The organism is Syntrophorhabdaceae bacterium, assembly GCA_036504895.1.
Lineage (GTDB): Bacteria > Desulfobacterota > Syntrophorhabdia > Syntrophorhabdales > Syntrophorhabdaceae > PNOM01.
This window is the reverse complement of record DASXUJ010000112.1, coordinates 13,203-29,683: the sequence shown is the minus strand read 5'-3', so window position 1 is coordinate 29,683 and position 16,481 is coordinate 13,203. Positions and strand designations below refer to the sequence as shown.

The window sequence follows — 16,481 nt, the reverse complement described above, 5'->3', positions numbered from 1 at the left end:
TAGGTGCCGAGGATGGCACTGCCGAACATGCGCAGGATCACATCCGCCACCGTAAGGAGCATCATGAAACAGAGGACGACCCCCGCCAGCGCGTTCATCCAGCCGACGAGCCTCTTAAATAGTGCAAGATATGCGTTCATCAAACCTCCTAAAGAGACGCCGGGGAGGAAGACCCCCCGGCTGTCACATTGTGCATGTTATTCAGGCTCACTTACTCGGCGGATTGTTCTTCTTGACGAAATCCTTTGCGAATTTCAATACTTCGTCTCCGGGAAGTCCCTTCGCCTTCATGTTTTTTACATATTCGTCAAAGAGAGGCTGAGCCTTTGCCGCCCAGCGGGCCTGCTCTTCCGCGGAGAGCTTGATGGTCTTATTGCCTCTCTTGAGGGAGAACTGCTTGCCGGACTCGTCGATCGCATCCCATACCTTGATCTGCCGCTCGATCCATTCCTGGTTGATCTGCTCGATGATCTTCTGGCTGTCGGGAGGAATGCTGTCCCATTTCTTCTTGTTCATGGCGACTACGAATACGGCCGTATACGCGCTGTCATAATTCTCGGTTGTAAACTTGATTACTTCGCCCAACTTCCAGCCTTCGAGGGCCTCGTAGGCGCACATCAGGCCGTCGGCAACGCCCTTGGAAATGGCGTCATAGGCATCGCCCATAGGCATGGCAACAGGGGTGCCGCCGAGGAGCGACATGAAGCGCGCGTTGGAGCCGAAGGTCCTCATCTTCATACCCTTCAGGTCTTCAAGCTTGTTTATGGGTTTGCGGGCATGAGTGAGGCCGGGGCTCTGGGAATGAAAATACATGACCTTCACTTCGTCGAATTCTTTCGGTTTGAATTTCTGAAAATAGGCATTCGCCAGTCTCGTGGCTACTGCGTCGTTATGGTACCCCATCGGATAATCAAGGACCTCGGTCAGGGGGAACTTACCCATGGTATAACCGAGGACGATGTTACCTACGTCTACCACGCCCTGGACTACGCTGTCATAGGTCTGGGCGGGAGGGGTAAGAGTGGCCCCTGCATAATGGCGGACTTTCACTTTGCCGTTTGTTCTCTTCTCTACCTCTTTACACCAGTCGGCCGTGATGACCGCCAGTTTGTGTGTGGGAGGATGGAAAGCGGAGAACCGGAGCGACACGGCTTTGTCCTGAGCTGAAGCGACCGATACAAATATACAACTTACTGCAAAACAGAACACAACAAGAAGATTGAAGATGCTGAAACGTTTCATGATACCCCCTATACTGGATTTTGCTTCCCACCAAAGAAGCAATTTTGCTGCCAAATTACTGAAATGGATGACTGTTTTCTTTCTAGAACATGACTAAGATCAATAATGTTCTTAGCAAAAAACATCAATACATTGAATAACAAATATCGTATCACATGCGTATCCGTTGTATCCATGCGCTACCACAAATACTGATACTACATAATTGATGAGATGTAAATAAATTAATTTTAAAGAAACGAAGGAATGGTCAGGAGACTTCTTCTATCTTCTGATAAAGCTTTTTCCTGCTTATTCCGAGGAGGCGGGCAGCCTTACTTTTGTTTCCTTTTGTAAACATGAGCACATTTTTGATATGTTCTTTTTCTACTACATTCAACCGCATTGCACCCGATTGGACCGTAACTTTTCCATAATCGGGTGCGGCGGGTGTATCGACCACCATACTCTGGGGGAGGTCCTCGCCCGTGATCTCCCCTCTGGGACCTGAGACAAGCACAGCCCTTTCCAGTACGTTGGCCAGTTCTCTCACATTCCCCGGCCAGTAGTACCCGAGGAGGGTATCCATGGCAGGACCCGAGATGCCTTTAATTCTTCCTCCCCTGGCAAACTTCTCCAGAAAATGGCCTGCAAGCAAGGAAATATCCGATTTGCGGGACCGTAACGGAGGTACGTGGATGGTAAAACTGTTGAGCCTGTAAAAAAGGTCTTTTCGAAAGCGTCCGGCGTCTACCTCCTCCTCTATGACTTTGTTCGTCGCAAAGACAAGGCGTACGTCGACTTTTATTTCTCTGGTATCACCTACTTTTCTGAATACCCCCGTCTCGAGAACCCGGAGCAGCTTTGCCTGTATCGCGGGGCTCATGTCCGCCACCTCATCCACAAAAAAGGTCCCTCTGTTGGCAATCTCGAGGAGGCCGACTTTATCGGATTGGGCACCGGTGAAAGCACCCCTCTTGTATCCGAAGAGCTCGCTTTCAAGGATGTTTTCCTGGAGGCAGCTTGCATTTATCGCCACGAAATGGTTTTTAGAGCGGGAAGAGAGGGAATGGATGGCCCTGGCCACAAGCTCTTTCCCGGTACCCGTCTCTCCTAAAATAAGAACGGGCATGTGGGAGCCGCTCACGAGATTGATAAATTTCTTTACCTCTCTTAGTTCTTTGCTTTCCCCTATGAAGGAATCGTGGGGCTCAACCCGCTGGAGCTGTTCCTGGAGGACAATGTTCTTCTCTTTAAGCTGTTTCTTTTCGTATGCCTTGAGGAGCACGCTGTGCAGTTCCGAAAGCTTGCACGGCTTGGTCAGGTAATCGTAAGCTCCGAGCTTCATCGACCGGACTGCCGTATCGACCGAGGCATAGCCGGTAAGCATAATCACCTCGGACGTAGGCTGCATCTCCCTCATCCGGTCAAGAAGCACTACGCCGTCCATATCGGGGAGCTTGATGTCGAAAAGCCCCAGGTCAAGGGTTTCCCGCTTCATGATCGAAATAGCGTCTTCACCATTGAGGGCGGTGAAGACTTCCATGCCCTCTTTGGCGAGCTTCTTCCTGAAGGCCTCGACCAGCTGACGCTCGTCATCGACGATTATAATACGAATCAATTTTGGATCAGCCTTTCATGAGTATTTCGGAAACAGGCAGTCTTACCGAAAAGATGCTCCCTTTTCCGAGTATGCTCTTTACTTCGATGTCGGCACCCATTCTCTTCAAAAATTCATAGCAGAGGGTCAGTCCGAGACCTACTCCTTTTCCCGTCTGCTTCGTCGAAAAAAAAGGCTCGAAGATCTTATCGACCAGCCCGTCGTGGATCCCCACTCCGTTATCCTCAATCTCGACGTTGATCGAACCGTCCAGGTGCCGGGCTTTTATGCCGATAACCGCCCCTTCCCTTCCTTCCAGGGCGTCCGCCGCATTTTGCAATATGTTGAGAAAACATTGTTTGAGTGCATTGATGTCGCCCCTCACGCACGGCAGATCGACAGGCATATCTTTTATGAGGCAAATTTTGAGCTTCCTGAAATTCAATACCTCGAGAAGCTCGCCGATCAGTCCGGGCAGGTCTACGTCGTTGACCTCAAAACCGTCTTTTTTCGTGAGATCTATCATGTCTTTGATTATATGCTTGCATCTGAATGCCTGTTCCTCGATCACATCCAGATATCCCCGCAGCTCTTCCATCTCTTCTTTATGGGCGGTTATCTCCATATTCTGAAAGAGTTCGCCGGCCAGTTCGGAATTGGCGGCTATGGCGGCCAAAGGGTTGTTGAGCTCATGGGCCACTCCGGTCATAAGGCCCCCTATTACAGACATCTTCGCATCCTGAATAGACTGTATCTGGGCCTTAACCTTCTCCGTGCTGTCTTCGATGATACAGAGAAGGCCCTCCACCTTTCCGTCCTTGCCCTTCAGGGGAACACCCCTGAAGTGGATGTACTGCCCCCTGTCGGCCCTGTAAGTTATGAAAGGAAAATCCTGCAGCTCGAAAGGCACGCCCTCGAGACCTTTCTTAATATGTCCTGCGAGACCACACCGCACGGTATAAGGGTTTTCCAGCCAGTTAAGCCCCACGAGCTTCTCTTCCGCCTCTTCTCCCAGACCTGACAGTATGGCCAAAGCGGGGTTTACGCTCATGAACTTCCCGCTCTTGTCGATGGTAAATATGGCGACAGGCGCATTGTCGATGATGGCGCCGTTGAAGTCATTGAGGCGACGCAGCTCTTCTTCGGCCCTTTTGGCGAATGTAATATCCTGAAAGGTTTCAATAATGAGAGATTGTCCCCGGGTGCGCTCCTTTCTCAAAGGCGTGGTAGTGACAAGGTGGTATTTCACCTCTCCATGATATTCACTTTTGATCTCCTCATGAGCGGTCCTGCCGCTCTTGAAGGTCTTGAGGGCGGGACAGTCGGGACATGGTTCATTCCTGTTAAAGATCTCCGAATAGCAGTCTTTCTCTCCCGGGGGGAATTCTCCGGAAATGTGGAATCTATGGCTGGCCCTTTCATTAAGCCACTGGATCTTCCGCTCCTCGTTAAGGACGAGTATTCCCATGGGGAGGGCATTGAGAATAGACGTTACCATACCGAGGTTTATGGGCGGCTCATTTTCGGTTTTTGTCTTTATTTTCTCTCGCGACACGCGACATGATACCATAAGATACACTTTTTATAAAGTTTCGGCCGGGAATAAAAACGCGCGCAACCCCTTATCACTACTAAAAAAATAGACATTAGTTCTATTGACAAAGATTCCGCTATCGGGTAATCTATTGAGCGAGAGGGCCCATAGCTCAGTTGGTAGAGCCACCGGCTCATAACCGGTAGGCCCCTGGTTCGAGACCAGGTGGGCCCAATAAGAATAAGGGCGTGATTATATTGTACGGCAATAAACATAATTGAATTATCAAGGGGGGTGCAGCCATCAAGGTTCACCCCCCTTAACTTTGTGGAGGGAACACATTGGAGCAGCAACTGAAAACAATATTTGAGGCGCAGCAGGTAAGCACCCAGATCAGGGCGCACGAAAAAAAGATCTGGTCCGCACCGAAAAAAATACATGAAATGGACGCATCCCTCGCCGAGTTGACGGACAGGGTGGGCAGGGCAAAAGCGGTCATAGAAGAGCTCGAAAAAGACCGCCGGAAAAAAGAGAAAGAGATCGAAGGGGAAAGGGAGAAAGTAAAAAAACTCCAGGCGAAGCTTTATGAGGTGAAGACCAACAAGGAATATCAGGCACTCCTCAAAGAAATCGAGCTTGCAAAAGAAGGAAACGACAAAACGGAAGAAGAAGTCCTGATTTTGATGGAGAAGGTCGAGGAACTGAAAAAAGATATGGAGGGAGCAGCCAAGGAGCTCAAGAAGCAAGAGGCCGAGGCGGCGGTTGAGAGGAAAAGGCTTGAAGAAGAGATCCGTTCGGTCGATGCGGTCGTGACCGACCTCAGGAAGACCCGGGATGCCCTTCTCGCCCTGGTAGACGAGGAGTTGCGGAGCACCTACACTACACTCCTTGAACGGAGAGAGGGCCTCGCCGTGGTAAACGTGAAAAACGGGGTCTGCCTGGGCTGCTTCATGAACATTCCCCCCCAGCTCTATATCGAGGCGACGAGGAACAGGCAGCTCATACTCTGCCCGAGCTGCAACAGGATCTTCTATTTCATGGAAGAAGAAGAATGAGCGAGTGGCATGTCTACATTGACGGCGCATGCTCAGGGAACCCCGGTGAGTCCGGCGCGGGCGTGATCGCATTCAATGGCGACGGAAACGAGCTTTACCGCACAAGCATTTACCTCGGTCAAATGACCAACAACATGGCCGAATATGAAGCCCTCATCCATGCGCTCGAAAAGGCGAAGGAATCGATGGTAAAAAGGGTTCATGTCTATACCGATTCCCTCCTCCTTGCGAACCAGATAAACGGAATATATAAGATTCATAATGCCTGTTTACAGGAATATGCGAATAAAGCCAGGATCATCATGCGTCTTTTCGATAGTTTTTCGGTGAAACATATCCCGAGAGAAGAAAACAGGATGGCTGACAAACTCGCGAAAAAAGGTGTACAAAAAAAGGGGTAAATGGGTGATCGCAGGTGTTTCACCTGAGGAAAGTCCGGGCATCACAGGGCAGGATGGCCCCTAACGGGGGCTGGGGGAAACCCCAAGGAAAGTGCAACAGAAAATATACCGCCTCTTCGGGTTCATCCCCTGGAGGTAAGGGTGAAATGGCGAGGCAAGAGCTCACCAGCACCCGGGCGACCGGGTGGCTTTGTAAACCCCATCCGATGCAAGGCCAAACAGGGGGTTGCCGCAAGGCAGCGAGGATGGCCCATCCTTCAACCCAGGTAGGCCGCTAGAGGTCCCGGGTAACCTGGACCCGAGAGAAATGATCACCGGCCGGCCAGCCGGCAACAGAACCCGGCTTACAGTTTACCCCTTTTTCTTTTATATGACGGAAAAATTTGATCTCACGCGGGAATGGCCTGCCCTGCAGGTCGGAAGGACGAACTCATGATACTTTTTATTATAGTGGGCATGCCCGCCTCCGGAAAAAACATTGCCCGTGAAATTGCCGAATCGATGAATATTCCCTATTTTGCCACGGGCGATATCATACGCAAAGAAGTGAAGAACAGGGGGCTCGAAGCCGACGCAGCGAGCACCGCAATGGTCTCCACGGAAATGAGGGACCGGGACGGACTGGGAGTCACCCGGCGCGCCCTGGCAGCCGCACGTGAGTCCGGCGCGGAGATGGCCTTTATGGAAGGCATGCGGTCGTGGCCCGAGATAGAGCTGATCCGCTTGCATGCGACGTGTATCGTAGTCGCATTTCTCGCGCCGAAGGGAGAACGGTTGAAAAGGATCGTCTCGAGAGGAAGACCGGATGATTCCCGCGATGGTTTCGAGGAAAGGGACATGCGCGAGATCGGATACGGAACCGCCGTTCCCATCGCACTTGCGGATGAGTACATCCTTAATACGGGCACTCCGGATGCCGCCCGCGCGCGGGTCCGGGAGATCGTGGCCCTTCACGCCGGTGCGGGCCACACATGAAATGGCTCATTATTGCCCTTTGCCTCGTCTGTTCGATTCTCTTTCTTCATAATCTCCATTCCCGCGATTTTTGGGCCCCCGATGAAGGCGACTTTGCCGAGATCGCGCGGGAGCTTGAGCACGACCACGTGGTGCCCCATCTCAATAATGTACCCTACGGTGAAAAACCGCCTCTTTTTTATTACATCACCTATGGCTCTCACCGTTTCTTAAGCTTCTGCCGGGATGAATTCTCCATGCGGCTCCCGAGCGCTCTTGCAGCCCTCGGTCTGGCGCTCTTCTTTCTTGTGACGGTAGGCATCCTTGTAGGCCGGGCAGAGGCGGTGACTGCCACCGCCATCCTCATTAGCGCTCCCCTCTATTATTGGCAAGCCAGATACCTCCAGGTGGACATGGTGTTCGCGGTCTTCGTCGCCTGTGGAATGCTCTCTTTTTTCCGGTTTGACGCCCGGGGGGAGCGGCCCTTCTATTACCTCTTTTTCATATTCGCAGCCCTCGCGTTTATGACCAAAGGGCCTGTCTCCATAGCCCTTATGTTTCCCCCGGTTTTCATCTACCTCCTCTTTCGGAAGGACCTGTCCCTGTTCAGGAGGATAGATACCTATGTGGGGATCATCATTCTTATAGGACTCATTCTGCCCTGGTATGCCGCCGTCTACTGGAAAGAGGGGCTCCCTTTTCTCCAGGAAAACATCCTGCGCCAGAATTTTTCCAGGTTTTTCGACGCCTGGAGCCATAAAAGGCCTTTTTACTATTACTTCACTACCCTGCCCCTCGACTTCTTTCCCTGGAGCCTTTTTCTGCCTCCGGGTATATACTTCTGTCTCAAATATGCCAAGGAGCGCCCCGACTGCGCCTATTTTCTCACCTGGTGCGGCTGGATGTTTCTCTTCCTCTCCCTCTCCTCAGGCAAGATCAGTAAATATATGCTGCCCCTTCTCCCGGCGCTCTCAATGGTCGCCGGTTATGCTTTTTTCACGAGGCGAAGTGCCTACAGGACGGTGGTTTTTTCCCTTCTCACCACCCTGTTCCTTGCACTGGGCGGTCTCCTCTTTTTCTATCGACCTGATGCTTTCGTCCCGCTTTTCCCTGAAAGAGTGATATTGGGAATCTTATCGCTCATCCTCTCGGGATCTCTTCTTTTCCTTCTTTTGAAAAAAGGCGGGCGCGGCGTTTTTTGGGCCCTCTTTTTCTTTTTCGTCCTCGCCTACGGTATCGCCAATACTTCCGTCTATGGTAAGATTAATCCCCTGAAGTCCCCAAGAGCGGTAGCGGAGCGGATCAAGCCCTATCTGAGCGCCGGGGCGCCCTGGGTTTACTATGGAAGTATAAGGGGGACCTATGTATATTATGTGGGGGCCTATGCCGTCCACGTGGACGAGCACGATACGGAAAAGCTGCGCGCCCTCGGCAGGACGCTCGCAAAATTTTATGTATTCACGAGGAAACGAGATATGAACGAGGTCCTCCAGGCGCTGCCCGGGGCCAGGCCTCTCTTTGAGGAGAAGATCGGCGACACGGTCATGGTTTTTTCCCTTTACGAGAGAGGTGCAGAATAATGGCGACCCCCGGGAAAAGGATAACCCTCATCACTCATGTGGCGGCACTCCTTTTGTTCTCCTTCGTTTTTTTCTTTAACGGCATCGGCTCCTATTCTCTTAAAGAACCCGACGAGGGGCGCTACGGGGAGATACCCCGGGAAATGGTCGAAACCGGGGATTATGTAGTTCCTCATCTCAATTATGCCCGATATTTCGAGAAGCCGCCTCTTTTTTACTGGACCGTGGCCCTTTCCTATAAGATATTCGGGACCGACGAATGGGCCCTCAGGTTCCCTAACGCCCTCTCCGCCCTCCTTTGTGTATTGGGACTCTATTTTTTTGCAGGACGATGGTTCGGAAGGCAGATCGCCTTCATTGGGGCCATGATACTCATGTCCTCCATGGGGTTTTTCGCCATGGCGAAGATAGTGACTCTCGATATGTTCTTTACCCTGTGGCTCTTTCTCTCCCTCATGTTCTTCTACGGATATTATCGTGAGCGAAAGCCTCTCTTCATCTATCTCTTCTATGCAGCCATGGGACTCGCCACCCTCACCAAGGGACCCGTTGCAATCATCCTCCTCGGCCTTACAATCTTCGCCTATCTGGTGATAGAAAGAGACATTTCATTTCTGAAGGAGATGAAATGGGTGAAAGGTTTAATTCTCTACCTGCTCGTGACCCTGCCGTGGATTGTCGCCATATCCTTGAGGGAAAAGGAGTTCCTCTCCTTTTTTATCGTGGACCAGAATTTTCTCCGTTTCCTCACGTCAAAACATAAAAGAACAGGCTCGGTCTTCTACTTCTTCCCCGTCCTTTTCGCCGGCATGCTGCCGTGGTCGTTCTTCATCCCCAGGTCTTTTGCCGCCTTGTGGGCCAAAAAGGAGCTAAGGCTCTTTTTCATATGGATTATAGTGGTCTTCGCCTTTTTCAGCGTCTCCAAATCGAAGCTGCCACCTTATATTCTCCCTCTCTTCCCGGTCCTCTCCCTTGTCCTCGCCTGTTTTTTTCATGAAAAATGGTCGGAAAAAAGCGCCATTGCGGAGACCGTCGCCTGCATCGCCCTTTTCGCCCTCTTCGCTTCTTCGATCCTCTTATACAGGAATGCAGCGTTTGCCGCGTACATCGCCGCCATCTCGGGTGAAGCCTCCCGGTTTATGAGAGATCTCAGGGGCTTTACCCTGGGGTTTTCCTGTCTGTCCCTTTTCGTGCTGGTCCTGCTTCTCAGGAGGGTCTATAACAGGCTTTCCTTTCTTTTCCCTCTATTTATCGTCTTCTCCTCAGGGGTTGCCATTATGCTCATGCTGAATGTGGATACCATTGACAGGATTAATACGATGAAAAGATTCGCCCACCTCATCAAGGCCAGGTCGCCCGCCCCGGAGCGGATCGTCAACTACGGCGCCTTCGATGAGACCCTTCCTTTTTATCTTAAAGGCAAGGTGACTATCGCCAACTATACGGGTGAGCTCGAGATGGGCTCCAAATACGACGACGCCAAGGATATATTCATGTCCGAATCGGAATTTGCAGAGACCTTCCTTTCGCCCGAAAGGACGGTTGTTTTGCTCAAGGCGAAAAGGCTCAAGTGGATCGGGGGTATACCGGGCGACAAAATCAAGGTGATAGAATGCTCGAACGAGCGCTGCCTTATCTCAAATTACTGACCGGGAAACCAAGACCCTTCAGCATTCGGAAGACCTCTTTATTCTTTGAAGAGAGTTGCCTTCAACATCTTTTTTCTGTCGCCATTTTTGTTGTTATGGTAATTGTTGTTATGGTAATATCTTACGAACAATTCACGTGCATTGAAAGCCCGAGCAGAGATTAAGGAGGAAGTGGATGGCCTGGAGACAAAAGGGGACCGGTAGTTTTTGCGTAGTTGTACTCATCATGTTCCTGACTGTCCTTTCAATCACCGGCTGCAAAAAGAGCCATACCAAGGAGAGCCTGCAGCCGCCCATCGTCGCGGTGACGGAAGTCATAGTGAAGAATGTACCCATCTATTCGGAATGGACTGCCTCCACCGACGGGATGGTCAATGCGATCATACGCGCTCAGGTACAGGGGTATCTGGTGGAGCAGGATTATAAGGAAGGAGATTTCGTCAAAAAAGGGCAGGTCCTCTTCAAGATCGATGCGCGCACGTTCCAGGCGGCACTGGATCGGGCTAAAGGGCAGCTCGGACAGCAGAAGGCCCGATGGGAGATTGCGCGGGCCAATCTGGAGCGCATAAAACCCCTGACAAAATTGAAAGCTATAAGCCTTAAAGACCTCGATGACGCAGTCGGCACCGAAGAGGCGGCAAAGGCCGCGGTAGTGGAGGCCCAGGCAGTAGTTGAGCGCGCAGAGGTCGACCTCGGCTTCACGAAAATCACGTCACCTATCGCCGGTATAGCCGGTATTGCCAAGGCTCAGCTCGGCAACCTGGTAGGCACCGGCTCCATAGAGGAGCTCACCACCGTTTCTACCGTCGATCCGGTAAAAGTCTACGTTTCCATGAGTGAGCCCGAGTACCTTGAATATATCCGGTACGGCGGATCGGGTCAGAAGCTGCCCCTCCGGATGATTCTTGCAGACGGCCGCGTTCATCCCCATACGGGGAGTTTCGCCTTTGCCGACCGCCAGGTGGACGTGAGGACCGGCACCATCAAAGTGGCCGCCCTCTTCCCCAATCCCGGTAATGTGGTCCGCCCCGGACAGTTTGCCCGTATAATCGCCGAAACGGCGACAAGAAACGGGGCGCTCCTCGTGCCCCAGCGGGCGGTGACGGAGCTCCAGGGAGGATATCAGGTCGCGGTGGTGACCCCCGAAAATAAGATCACCATACGACCCGTGAAGGTAGCGCAGCGTGTAGAGGACCTTTGGATTATAGAGAAAGGCCTCAAACCCGGCGAACGGGTTGTTGCCGAAGGGATCCAAAAGGTAAAAGAAGGGACAGTGGTGACGGTGGAGCCTTTTGGCAGCCGCCCTGATAGCGGTCAGAAAAAGACCCCCGGGACGCCCGCCGCAGGTGAACCGAAACAGGGGTCGCCCTCCCATGCCCGGCCTCAAAAGGGATAGCGGAGGAGGTAGCCTGAATGTCAAAGTTCTTCATAAACCGCCCTATTGTTGCCATGGTGATCTCCATCATGTTCGTAATCCTCGGGCTGGTGGCCATGTTCCAGCTGCCGGTGGCGCAGTTTCCCGAGATCGTTCCCCCTGAAGTACAGATCTGGACGACCTATACGGGCGCGGACGCGGAGACGGTGGAACAGTCGGTCGCCACGCCCATGGAGCAGAAACTGAGCGGCGTCGATAACATGAACTACATGTATTCGGTGAATGCCAGTAATGGAAGCATGCGTGTCTTCGTGAACTTCGACGTGAAGACGGACCCGAATACGGACCTGATCTTTACTCAGATACGCCAGGCCCTCTCTCAGTCCCAACTCCCCATCGATGTGCGCAATTACGGAGTAAATATCCAGAAGTCGAGGTCATCGCCTCTCATGATCCTGGGGCTTTACTCGCCGAAAGGAACGTACGATTCAACGTTTCTCGGCAATTATGCAAATATCAATATTATCGACCGATTACTGCGGACGCCGGGGGTGGCCCAGGTCAACCTTTTTGGCGCAGGGGATTATGCGATGCGCATCTGGGTGAACCCGGACACCCTGGGAAAACTTGGATTGACGGTGCCCGATATCGTGAAAGCCATCGAGAAACAGAATACCGTCAATCCTGCGGGACAGATCGGGGCAGAGCCGGCGCCACCCAAACAGGAGTATACCTATACCGTCCGCGCGAAAGGCCGCCTCGTTTCACAGGCGGATTTTGAGTCCATCGTGGTCCGAGCTAATTCTGACGGCTCCATTGTGCGCTTGAAGGACGTGGCCCGGATCGAGCTTGGCTCTCAAAGCTACAATGTGGCTGCCCGGGTCGACGGAAGGCCTGCCGGGATGCTGGGGGTCTACCAGTTGCCCGGGTCCAACGCGCTGACAACCGTGGAGGGTGTAAGGAAGGTGATGGAGGAAGCCAAAAAACGGTTCCCCGCCGATCTCGATTATACCGTTACTCTTGATACCACACGCTCGATCAACGAAGGCATCCATGAGATCGTGAAGACCTTACTTGAGGCCCTCGCCCTCGTGATCCTCGTGGTTTTTCTCTTCCTCCAGGGCTGGAGGGCGACCCTCATTCCGGCGCTCGCCGTTCCCGTCTCCCTGATAGGCACCTTTGCTGTGTTCCCCCTTCTTGGGTTTTCGATCAATACCCTCTCCCTCTTCGGCCTCGTCCTCGCCATCGGTCTGGTCGTCGACGATGCAATCATCGTCGTGGAAGCGGTGGAGCGCCACATCGAGGAAGGACTGTCGCCTCGGGATGCATCGATCAAGGCCATGAAGGAGGTATCCGGCCCGGTAGTGGCCATTGCACTCATTCTCGCTGCCGTCTTTATCCCCACAGTCTTCATTCCGGGCATCACCGGCAGGCTTTATCAGCAGTTCGCCGTGACCATCGCCATCTCCGTCATCATTTCGGCCTTTAACGCCCTCACGCTAAGCCCTGCGCTCTGCGCCCTCCTTCTCAAACCGGGGAAGACACATGGACCGCTCGGTTCCTTCTTTGAATGGTTCAACCGGGTATTCGACAGGACCTCCAGTGGCTATGTCGGCATATGCGGCGCTTTGATCCGTAAGAGCGGGTTCAGCATGCTCTTCCTCGCCATCGTGGCGATCCTGTGCGGTCTCCTCGGCAAAGGACTCCCTGCGAGCTTCCTCCCCAACGAGGACGTGGGGTACTTCTATGTGAATGTGGCTCTGCCGAATGCCGCCTCTCTCCAGCGCACGGCAGCGACTATGAAGAAGGTCGAGGCGGTTCTGAGCAAAACGCCCGGCGTCGAGCATTACCAGACTATCGCGGGGCTGAGCCTTATGAGTATCGCGCAAAACACTTACAGCGGATTTGCTTTTGTCACGTTAAAGGAATGGGGGAACCGGAAGAGGCCTGAGGAGAAGTATCAGGCAATTCTGGACCATGTGAGGCAGGAGCTGAAGAAAATGCCGGAGGCGGTTACCTTTGTCTTTCCCCCGCCGCCGGTACAGGGTATCGGCCTCGCCGGGGGAGCTCAGGTCGTCCTCCAGGACCGCGCCGGCAAGGACATAAGCTTTCTCGCCGAGAACGTGAATAAGTTTATCGAGGCAGCCCGTAAGAGGCCCGAGCTGGAAAGCGTGATTACCACGTTCCTTCCCGCAGTACCTCAACTTTTTGTGGAGGTCGACCGCGACAAGGTCATAAAGCAGGGGATCGATCTCGGTCAGGTGTATCAGACCCTCCAGACCTTCATGGGCGGATATTTCGTGAACTACTTCAACCGCTTCGGCCGCCAATGGCAGGTCTACGTCCAGGCGGAAGGGCCGTACCGGGCGAAGCCTGAGAGCATACGCCGCTTCTATGTGAACAATGACCGGGGAGAGCCGGTGCCCCTTTCGGCGCTGACTACCGTGGTATCGAAACCGGGGCCTGAATTTACCATGCGATATAACCTTTACCGCTCCGCCCAGGTCAACGCGACAGGTAAGCGAGGCTACAGCTCGGGACAGGTAATGGATGCACTGGAGGAGGTATTTAAACAAACCATGCCTTCCGACATCGGTCTCGATTATATCGGAATGAGCTTCCAGGAGAAAAAAGCCCGGGAAGGAATCCCCGCGTCGGCCATCTTTTGTTTTTCACTCTTTTGCGTCTTTCTCATCCTGGCGGCCCTGTATGAAAGCTGGTCGCTGCCCCTGAGTGTGCTCCTCGGCACGCCTGTTGCCATTTTCGGCGCCTTCGCTGCCATGTGGCTCCGCGGTATGGAGAATAACGTCTATGCCCAGATCGCGCTCATCGTCCTTATCGGCCTGGCGGCGAAAAATGCGATCCTTATCGTCGAGTTTGCCAAAACACGGCACGACCATGGGCAAGGGCTTGCAGATGCCGCGCTCGAGGGGGCGCGCCTTCGTCTCAGGCCTATTCTCATGACGTCCTTCGCCTTTCTCTTGGGTGTCCTTCCCCTCGCGATTTCTACCGGCGCGGGTGGGAATGCACACCAGACCATGGGTACGGCGGTAATGGGCGGAACGGCGGCAGCCACGGTTATCGCAATTTTCCTCGTCCCCGTGACCTTCTATGTGGTGGAGCGTTTTGGCCGCAGAAAGAAGAAAGCAGCGATCCCCGCACCTCAGATCTCTGGTGCAATTCCCGTGAAGGAAGAGGAGGGCGATCATGTATAAGGCAAAGTGCCTGTTGAAGGGTATGGCCTCCCTTTTTCTTCTCCTCTCTCTTTGGAGCTGCGCGATAGGACCCGATTACCGGCGTCCCGTTGTGGATGCACCCGCGGCATGGCGTCTCACGGAGCCCGAGGCAAAGGACTTTGCCGACACGGTCTGGTGGGAGCAGTTCGGCGATCCCGTGCTCAATGAACTGATCGCTTCTGCGCTCCAAGAGAACAAGGACCTGCGTATCGCGACCGCAAGGGTCGAGGAGTTCATGGGGCGCTACAGCGTCACGAGGGCGGCCCTCTTTCCGCAGGCGACCGCGGTTGCACTCGGACAGCGGAAAGCGGTAAGCCGCTATCTCAACCCTGCCTGGTCCTATGCGGCGGACAATCCTTACAACGATTTTCAGGGATTCGTGAGCGCGAGCTGGGAGATCGACATCTGGGGCCGCGTCCGTCGTGCGACGGAGGCCGCCCGCGCGGAGCTCTTCAGTACCGAGGAGGGCAGGAGGGGCGTAGTCCTGTTAGTGACCGCCGCGGTGGCAACCGCCTACGCGGACCTCCGGTACCTCGACAAGCAGCTTGAAATCGCCGAGGGCACCGCAAAAAGCCGGGAGCACTCCTTTGAACTTTTCTCGCTTCGTTTCGAAAGAGGTCTTATTTCCGAGCTGGAGCTTCGCCAGGTCGAATCGGAATACCGCCTGGCCCTTGCCACTATCCCTTTACTCCAGAAGCTGATTATTCAGCAGGAGAACGGACTTAACGTGCTGCTCGGGCGTAACCCCGGGCCCATTCCGAGGGGCCTGAACCTCGACAGCCTCAACCTGCCGGCAGTACCGGCGGGATTGCCTTCCCAGCTTCTCGAAAGACGCCCTGACCTGCGCCAGGCGGAGCAGAATCTTATCGCCGCCAATGCGAGGATAGGCGTGGCAAAGGCGCTCTACTTTCCGGTGATCTCCCTCACCGGCTCTTTCGGTCTCGAAAGTAACGAGCTTTCAAACCTCTTTCTCGGACCCGCGAAAATGTGGTCTTATGCGGGGGCAGCCGCAATGCCGGTCTTCACTGCAGGAGCGATCGCAGGACAGGTGCGGGCGGCCGAAGCGGTGAAGGAGCAGTACATCGCCCGTTATCAGCAGGTGATCCAGCAGGCATTCAGAGAGGTGGAAGACGCCCTTATAGATCAGCACAAGTCACGTGAGCAACTGGTGATACAGAGGCAGCAGGTAGACGCGTTACGCAGTTATGCGAGCCTCGCATCGGTGCGCTACGAGAACGGTTATACGAGCTATATCGAAGTCCTCGACGCCGAGAGGAGTCTCTTCAATGCCGAGCTGGCTTCCACTCAAACGCAGGACAATCTCTTCCGCTCCCTTGTCAATCTTTATAAATCGATGGGTGGCGGATGGGTTGCAAAGGCGGACAAATTGACCTCAGGAGGGCCCCATGACGGAACTTTATCCGATTGAAGAACTCCTCGTTCATTGGGTATACCGGGTACAAACGGAAGGGGTCGCACTGCTCACCAAACGGTTCAGAAGCGCCGGTCATACTACTACGCCGGAGCAGTTCGGCGTGTTGGCGAGGCTAAGGGGCGAACAGGGCCTGAATCAGACAGAGCTGGGCAAGCGGATGCTGAAAGACCGTCACAACATGACAAGGATCCTTAACCTCCTCGAAAAGCAGGGTCATATAGAGCGGCGTCTCGATAGCTCGGACAGGAGGATCTTCCGAATTTTTTTGACGGAGAGCGGCAAAAAGGCCCACGAAGAGCTCACCCCGATCGTGAGAACACACCTGGATGAGCTTCTTGACGGCCTCGCCGGCCGGGATCAGGAGACGATCTGCCGCTCGTTAAAACATATCGTCAGCAACATACAGAACTGCGGCAGCCAATCTGGTTGAATGCGTCCTCA

Annotated in this window: 12 protein-coding genes, 1 tRNA gene and 1 other RNA gene; 11 read left to right on the top strand and 3 right to left on the bottom strand. The window is 53.6% G+C overall.

Annotation, left to right across the window (positions count from 1 at the left end; genetic code table 11):
• Nucleotides 1–207: 207 nt before the first annotated feature.
• From VGJ94_16320 to VGJ94_16310, 3 genes are all read right to left on the bottom strand, one after another.
• Nucleotides 208–1,242 (bottom strand): TRAP transporter substrate-binding protein, encoded by a 1,035-nt coding sequence (locus VGJ94_16320; GenBank protein HEY3278181.1) that lies wholly within the window; start codon nucleotides 1,240–1,242, stop codon nucleotides 208–210.
• A gap of 250 nt (nucleotides 1,243–1,492) precedes the next feature.
• Entirely contained in the window at nucleotides 1,493–2,842 is a 1,350-nt protein-coding gene (locus VGJ94_16315) for a sigma-54 dependent transcriptional regulator (protein HEY3278180.1), read from the bottom strand.
• A gap of 7 nt (nucleotides 2,843–2,849) precedes the next feature.
• A complete protein-coding gene (locus VGJ94_16310) occupies nucleotides 2,850–4,376 on the bottom strand; it encodes a PAS domain-containing sensor histidine kinase (protein ID HEY3278179.1) in 1,527 nt (508 codons plus the stop codon).
• Nucleotides 4,377–4,516: 140 nt separating this feature from the next.
• Between VGJ94_16310 and VGJ94_16305 the strand changes: the two genes are divergently transcribed.
• The 11 genes from VGJ94_16305 to VGJ94_16255 all read left to right on the top strand — a co-directional run bounded on the left by VGJ94_16305 (nucleotide 4,517) and on the right by VGJ94_16255 (nucleotide 16,470).
• Nucleotides 4,517–4,589, top strand: a tRNA-Ile gene (locus tag VGJ94_16305).
• A gap of 107 nt (nucleotides 4,590–4,696) precedes the next feature.
• Nucleotides 4,697–5,410, top strand: coding sequence for a C4-type zinc ribbon domain-containing protein (locus VGJ94_16300; protein HEY3278178.1), 714 nt, complete (start codon nucleotides 4,697–4,699; stop codon nucleotides 5,408–5,410).
• Nucleotides 5,407–5,811, top strand: a complete 405-nt coding sequence (locus VGJ94_16295) for a ribonuclease HI family protein (protein HEY3278177.1) — start codon at nucleotides 5,407–5,409, stop codon at nucleotides 5,809–5,811. The genes VGJ94_16300 and VGJ94_16295 overlap by 4 nt, the downstream gene beginning before the upstream one ends.
• Nucleotides 5,804–6,174: RNase P RNA component class A (gene rnpB / locus VGJ94_16290), an RNA gene on the top strand. The genes VGJ94_16295 and rnpB overlap by 8 nt, the downstream gene beginning before the upstream one ends.
• A 69-nt stretch (nucleotides 6,175–6,243) precedes the next feature.
• Nucleotides 6,244–6,786, top strand: a complete 543-nt coding sequence (locus VGJ94_16285; protein HEY3278176.1) for an AAA family ATPase — start codon at nucleotides 6,244–6,246, stop codon at nucleotides 6,784–6,786.
• Nucleotides 6,783–8,345, top strand: coding sequence for a glycosyltransferase family 39 protein (locus VGJ94_16280; protein HEY3278175.1), 1,563 nt, complete (start codon nucleotides 6,783–6,785; stop codon nucleotides 8,343–8,345). The genes VGJ94_16285 and VGJ94_16280 overlap by 4 nt, the downstream gene beginning before the upstream one ends.
• Complete coding sequence (locus VGJ94_16275; protein HEY3278174.1) at nucleotides 8,345–9,994, top strand: glycosyltransferase family 39 protein; 1,650 nt, start codon at nucleotides 8,345–8,347, stop codon at nucleotides 9,992–9,994. The genes VGJ94_16280 and VGJ94_16275 overlap by 1 nt, the downstream gene beginning before the upstream one ends.
• A gap of 175 nt (nucleotides 9,995–10,169) precedes the next feature.
• A complete protein-coding gene (locus VGJ94_16270) occupies nucleotides 10,170–11,390 on the top strand; it encodes an efflux RND transporter periplasmic adaptor subunit (protein HEY3278173.1) in 1,221 nt (406 codons plus the stop codon).
• Between the two features lie 17 nt (nucleotides 11,391–11,407).
• Nucleotides 11,408–14,584: a multidrug efflux RND transporter permease subunit gene (locus VGJ94_16265; protein HEY3278172.1), complete on the top strand. Its 3,177-nt coding sequence runs from the start codon at nucleotides 11,408–11,410 to the stop codon at nucleotides 14,582–14,584.
• Nucleotides 14,577–16,034: an efflux transporter outer membrane subunit gene (locus tag VGJ94_16260; GenBank protein HEY3278171.1), complete on the top strand. Its 1,458-nt coding sequence runs from the start codon at nucleotides 14,577–14,579 to the stop codon at nucleotides 16,032–16,034. Before VGJ94_16265 ends, VGJ94_16260 begins: the two co-directional genes overlap by 8 nt.
• The gene (locus tag VGJ94_16255; GenBank protein ID HEY3278170.1) at nucleotides 16,012–16,470 is read left to right on the top strand and encodes a MarR family transcriptional regulator; all 459 of its coding nucleotides are present in this window, start codon (nucleotides 16,012–16,014) and stop codon (nucleotides 16,468–16,470) included. The genes VGJ94_16260 and VGJ94_16255 overlap by 23 nt, the downstream gene beginning before the upstream one ends.
• Nucleotides 16,471–16,481 lie beyond the last annotated feature (11 nt).

Bases quoted from the DNA above. Each gene is read 5' to 3' on its own strand.
- VGJ94_16320 (HEY3278181.1), bottom strand. From the start codon at position 1,242: ATGAAACGTTTCAGCATCTTCAATCTTCTTGTTGTGTTCTGTTTTGCA.
- VGJ94_16295 (HEY3278177.1), top strand. From the start codon at position 5,407: ATGAGCGAGTGGCATGTCTACATTGACGGCGCATGCTCAGGGAACCCC.
- VGJ94_16255 (HEY3278170.1), top strand. From the start codon at position 16,012: ATGACGGAACTTTATCCGATTGAAGAACTCCTCGTTCATTGGGTATAC.
- VGJ94_16275 (HEY3278174.1), top strand. From the start codon at position 8,345: ATGGCGACCCCCGGGAAAAGGATAACCCTCATCACTCATGTGGCGGCA.
- VGJ94_16265 (HEY3278172.1), top strand. From the start codon at position 11,408: ATGTCAAAGTTCTTCATAAACCGCCCTATTGTTGCCATGGTGATCTCC.
- VGJ94_16270 (HEY3278173.1), top strand. From the start codon at position 10,170: ATGGCCTGGAGACAAAAGGGGACCGGTAGTTTTTGCGTAGTTGTACTC.
- VGJ94_16285 (HEY3278176.1), top strand. From the start codon at position 6,244: ATGATACTTTTTATTATAGTGGGCATGCCCGCCTCCGGAAAAAACATT.
- VGJ94_16280 (HEY3278175.1), top strand. From the start codon at position 6,783: ATGAAATGGCTCATTATTGCCCTTTGCCTCGTCTGTTCGATTCTCTTT.
- VGJ94_16260 (HEY3278171.1), top strand. From the start codon at position 14,577: ATGTATAAGGCAAAGTGCCTGTTGAAGGGTATGGCCTCCCTTTTTCTT.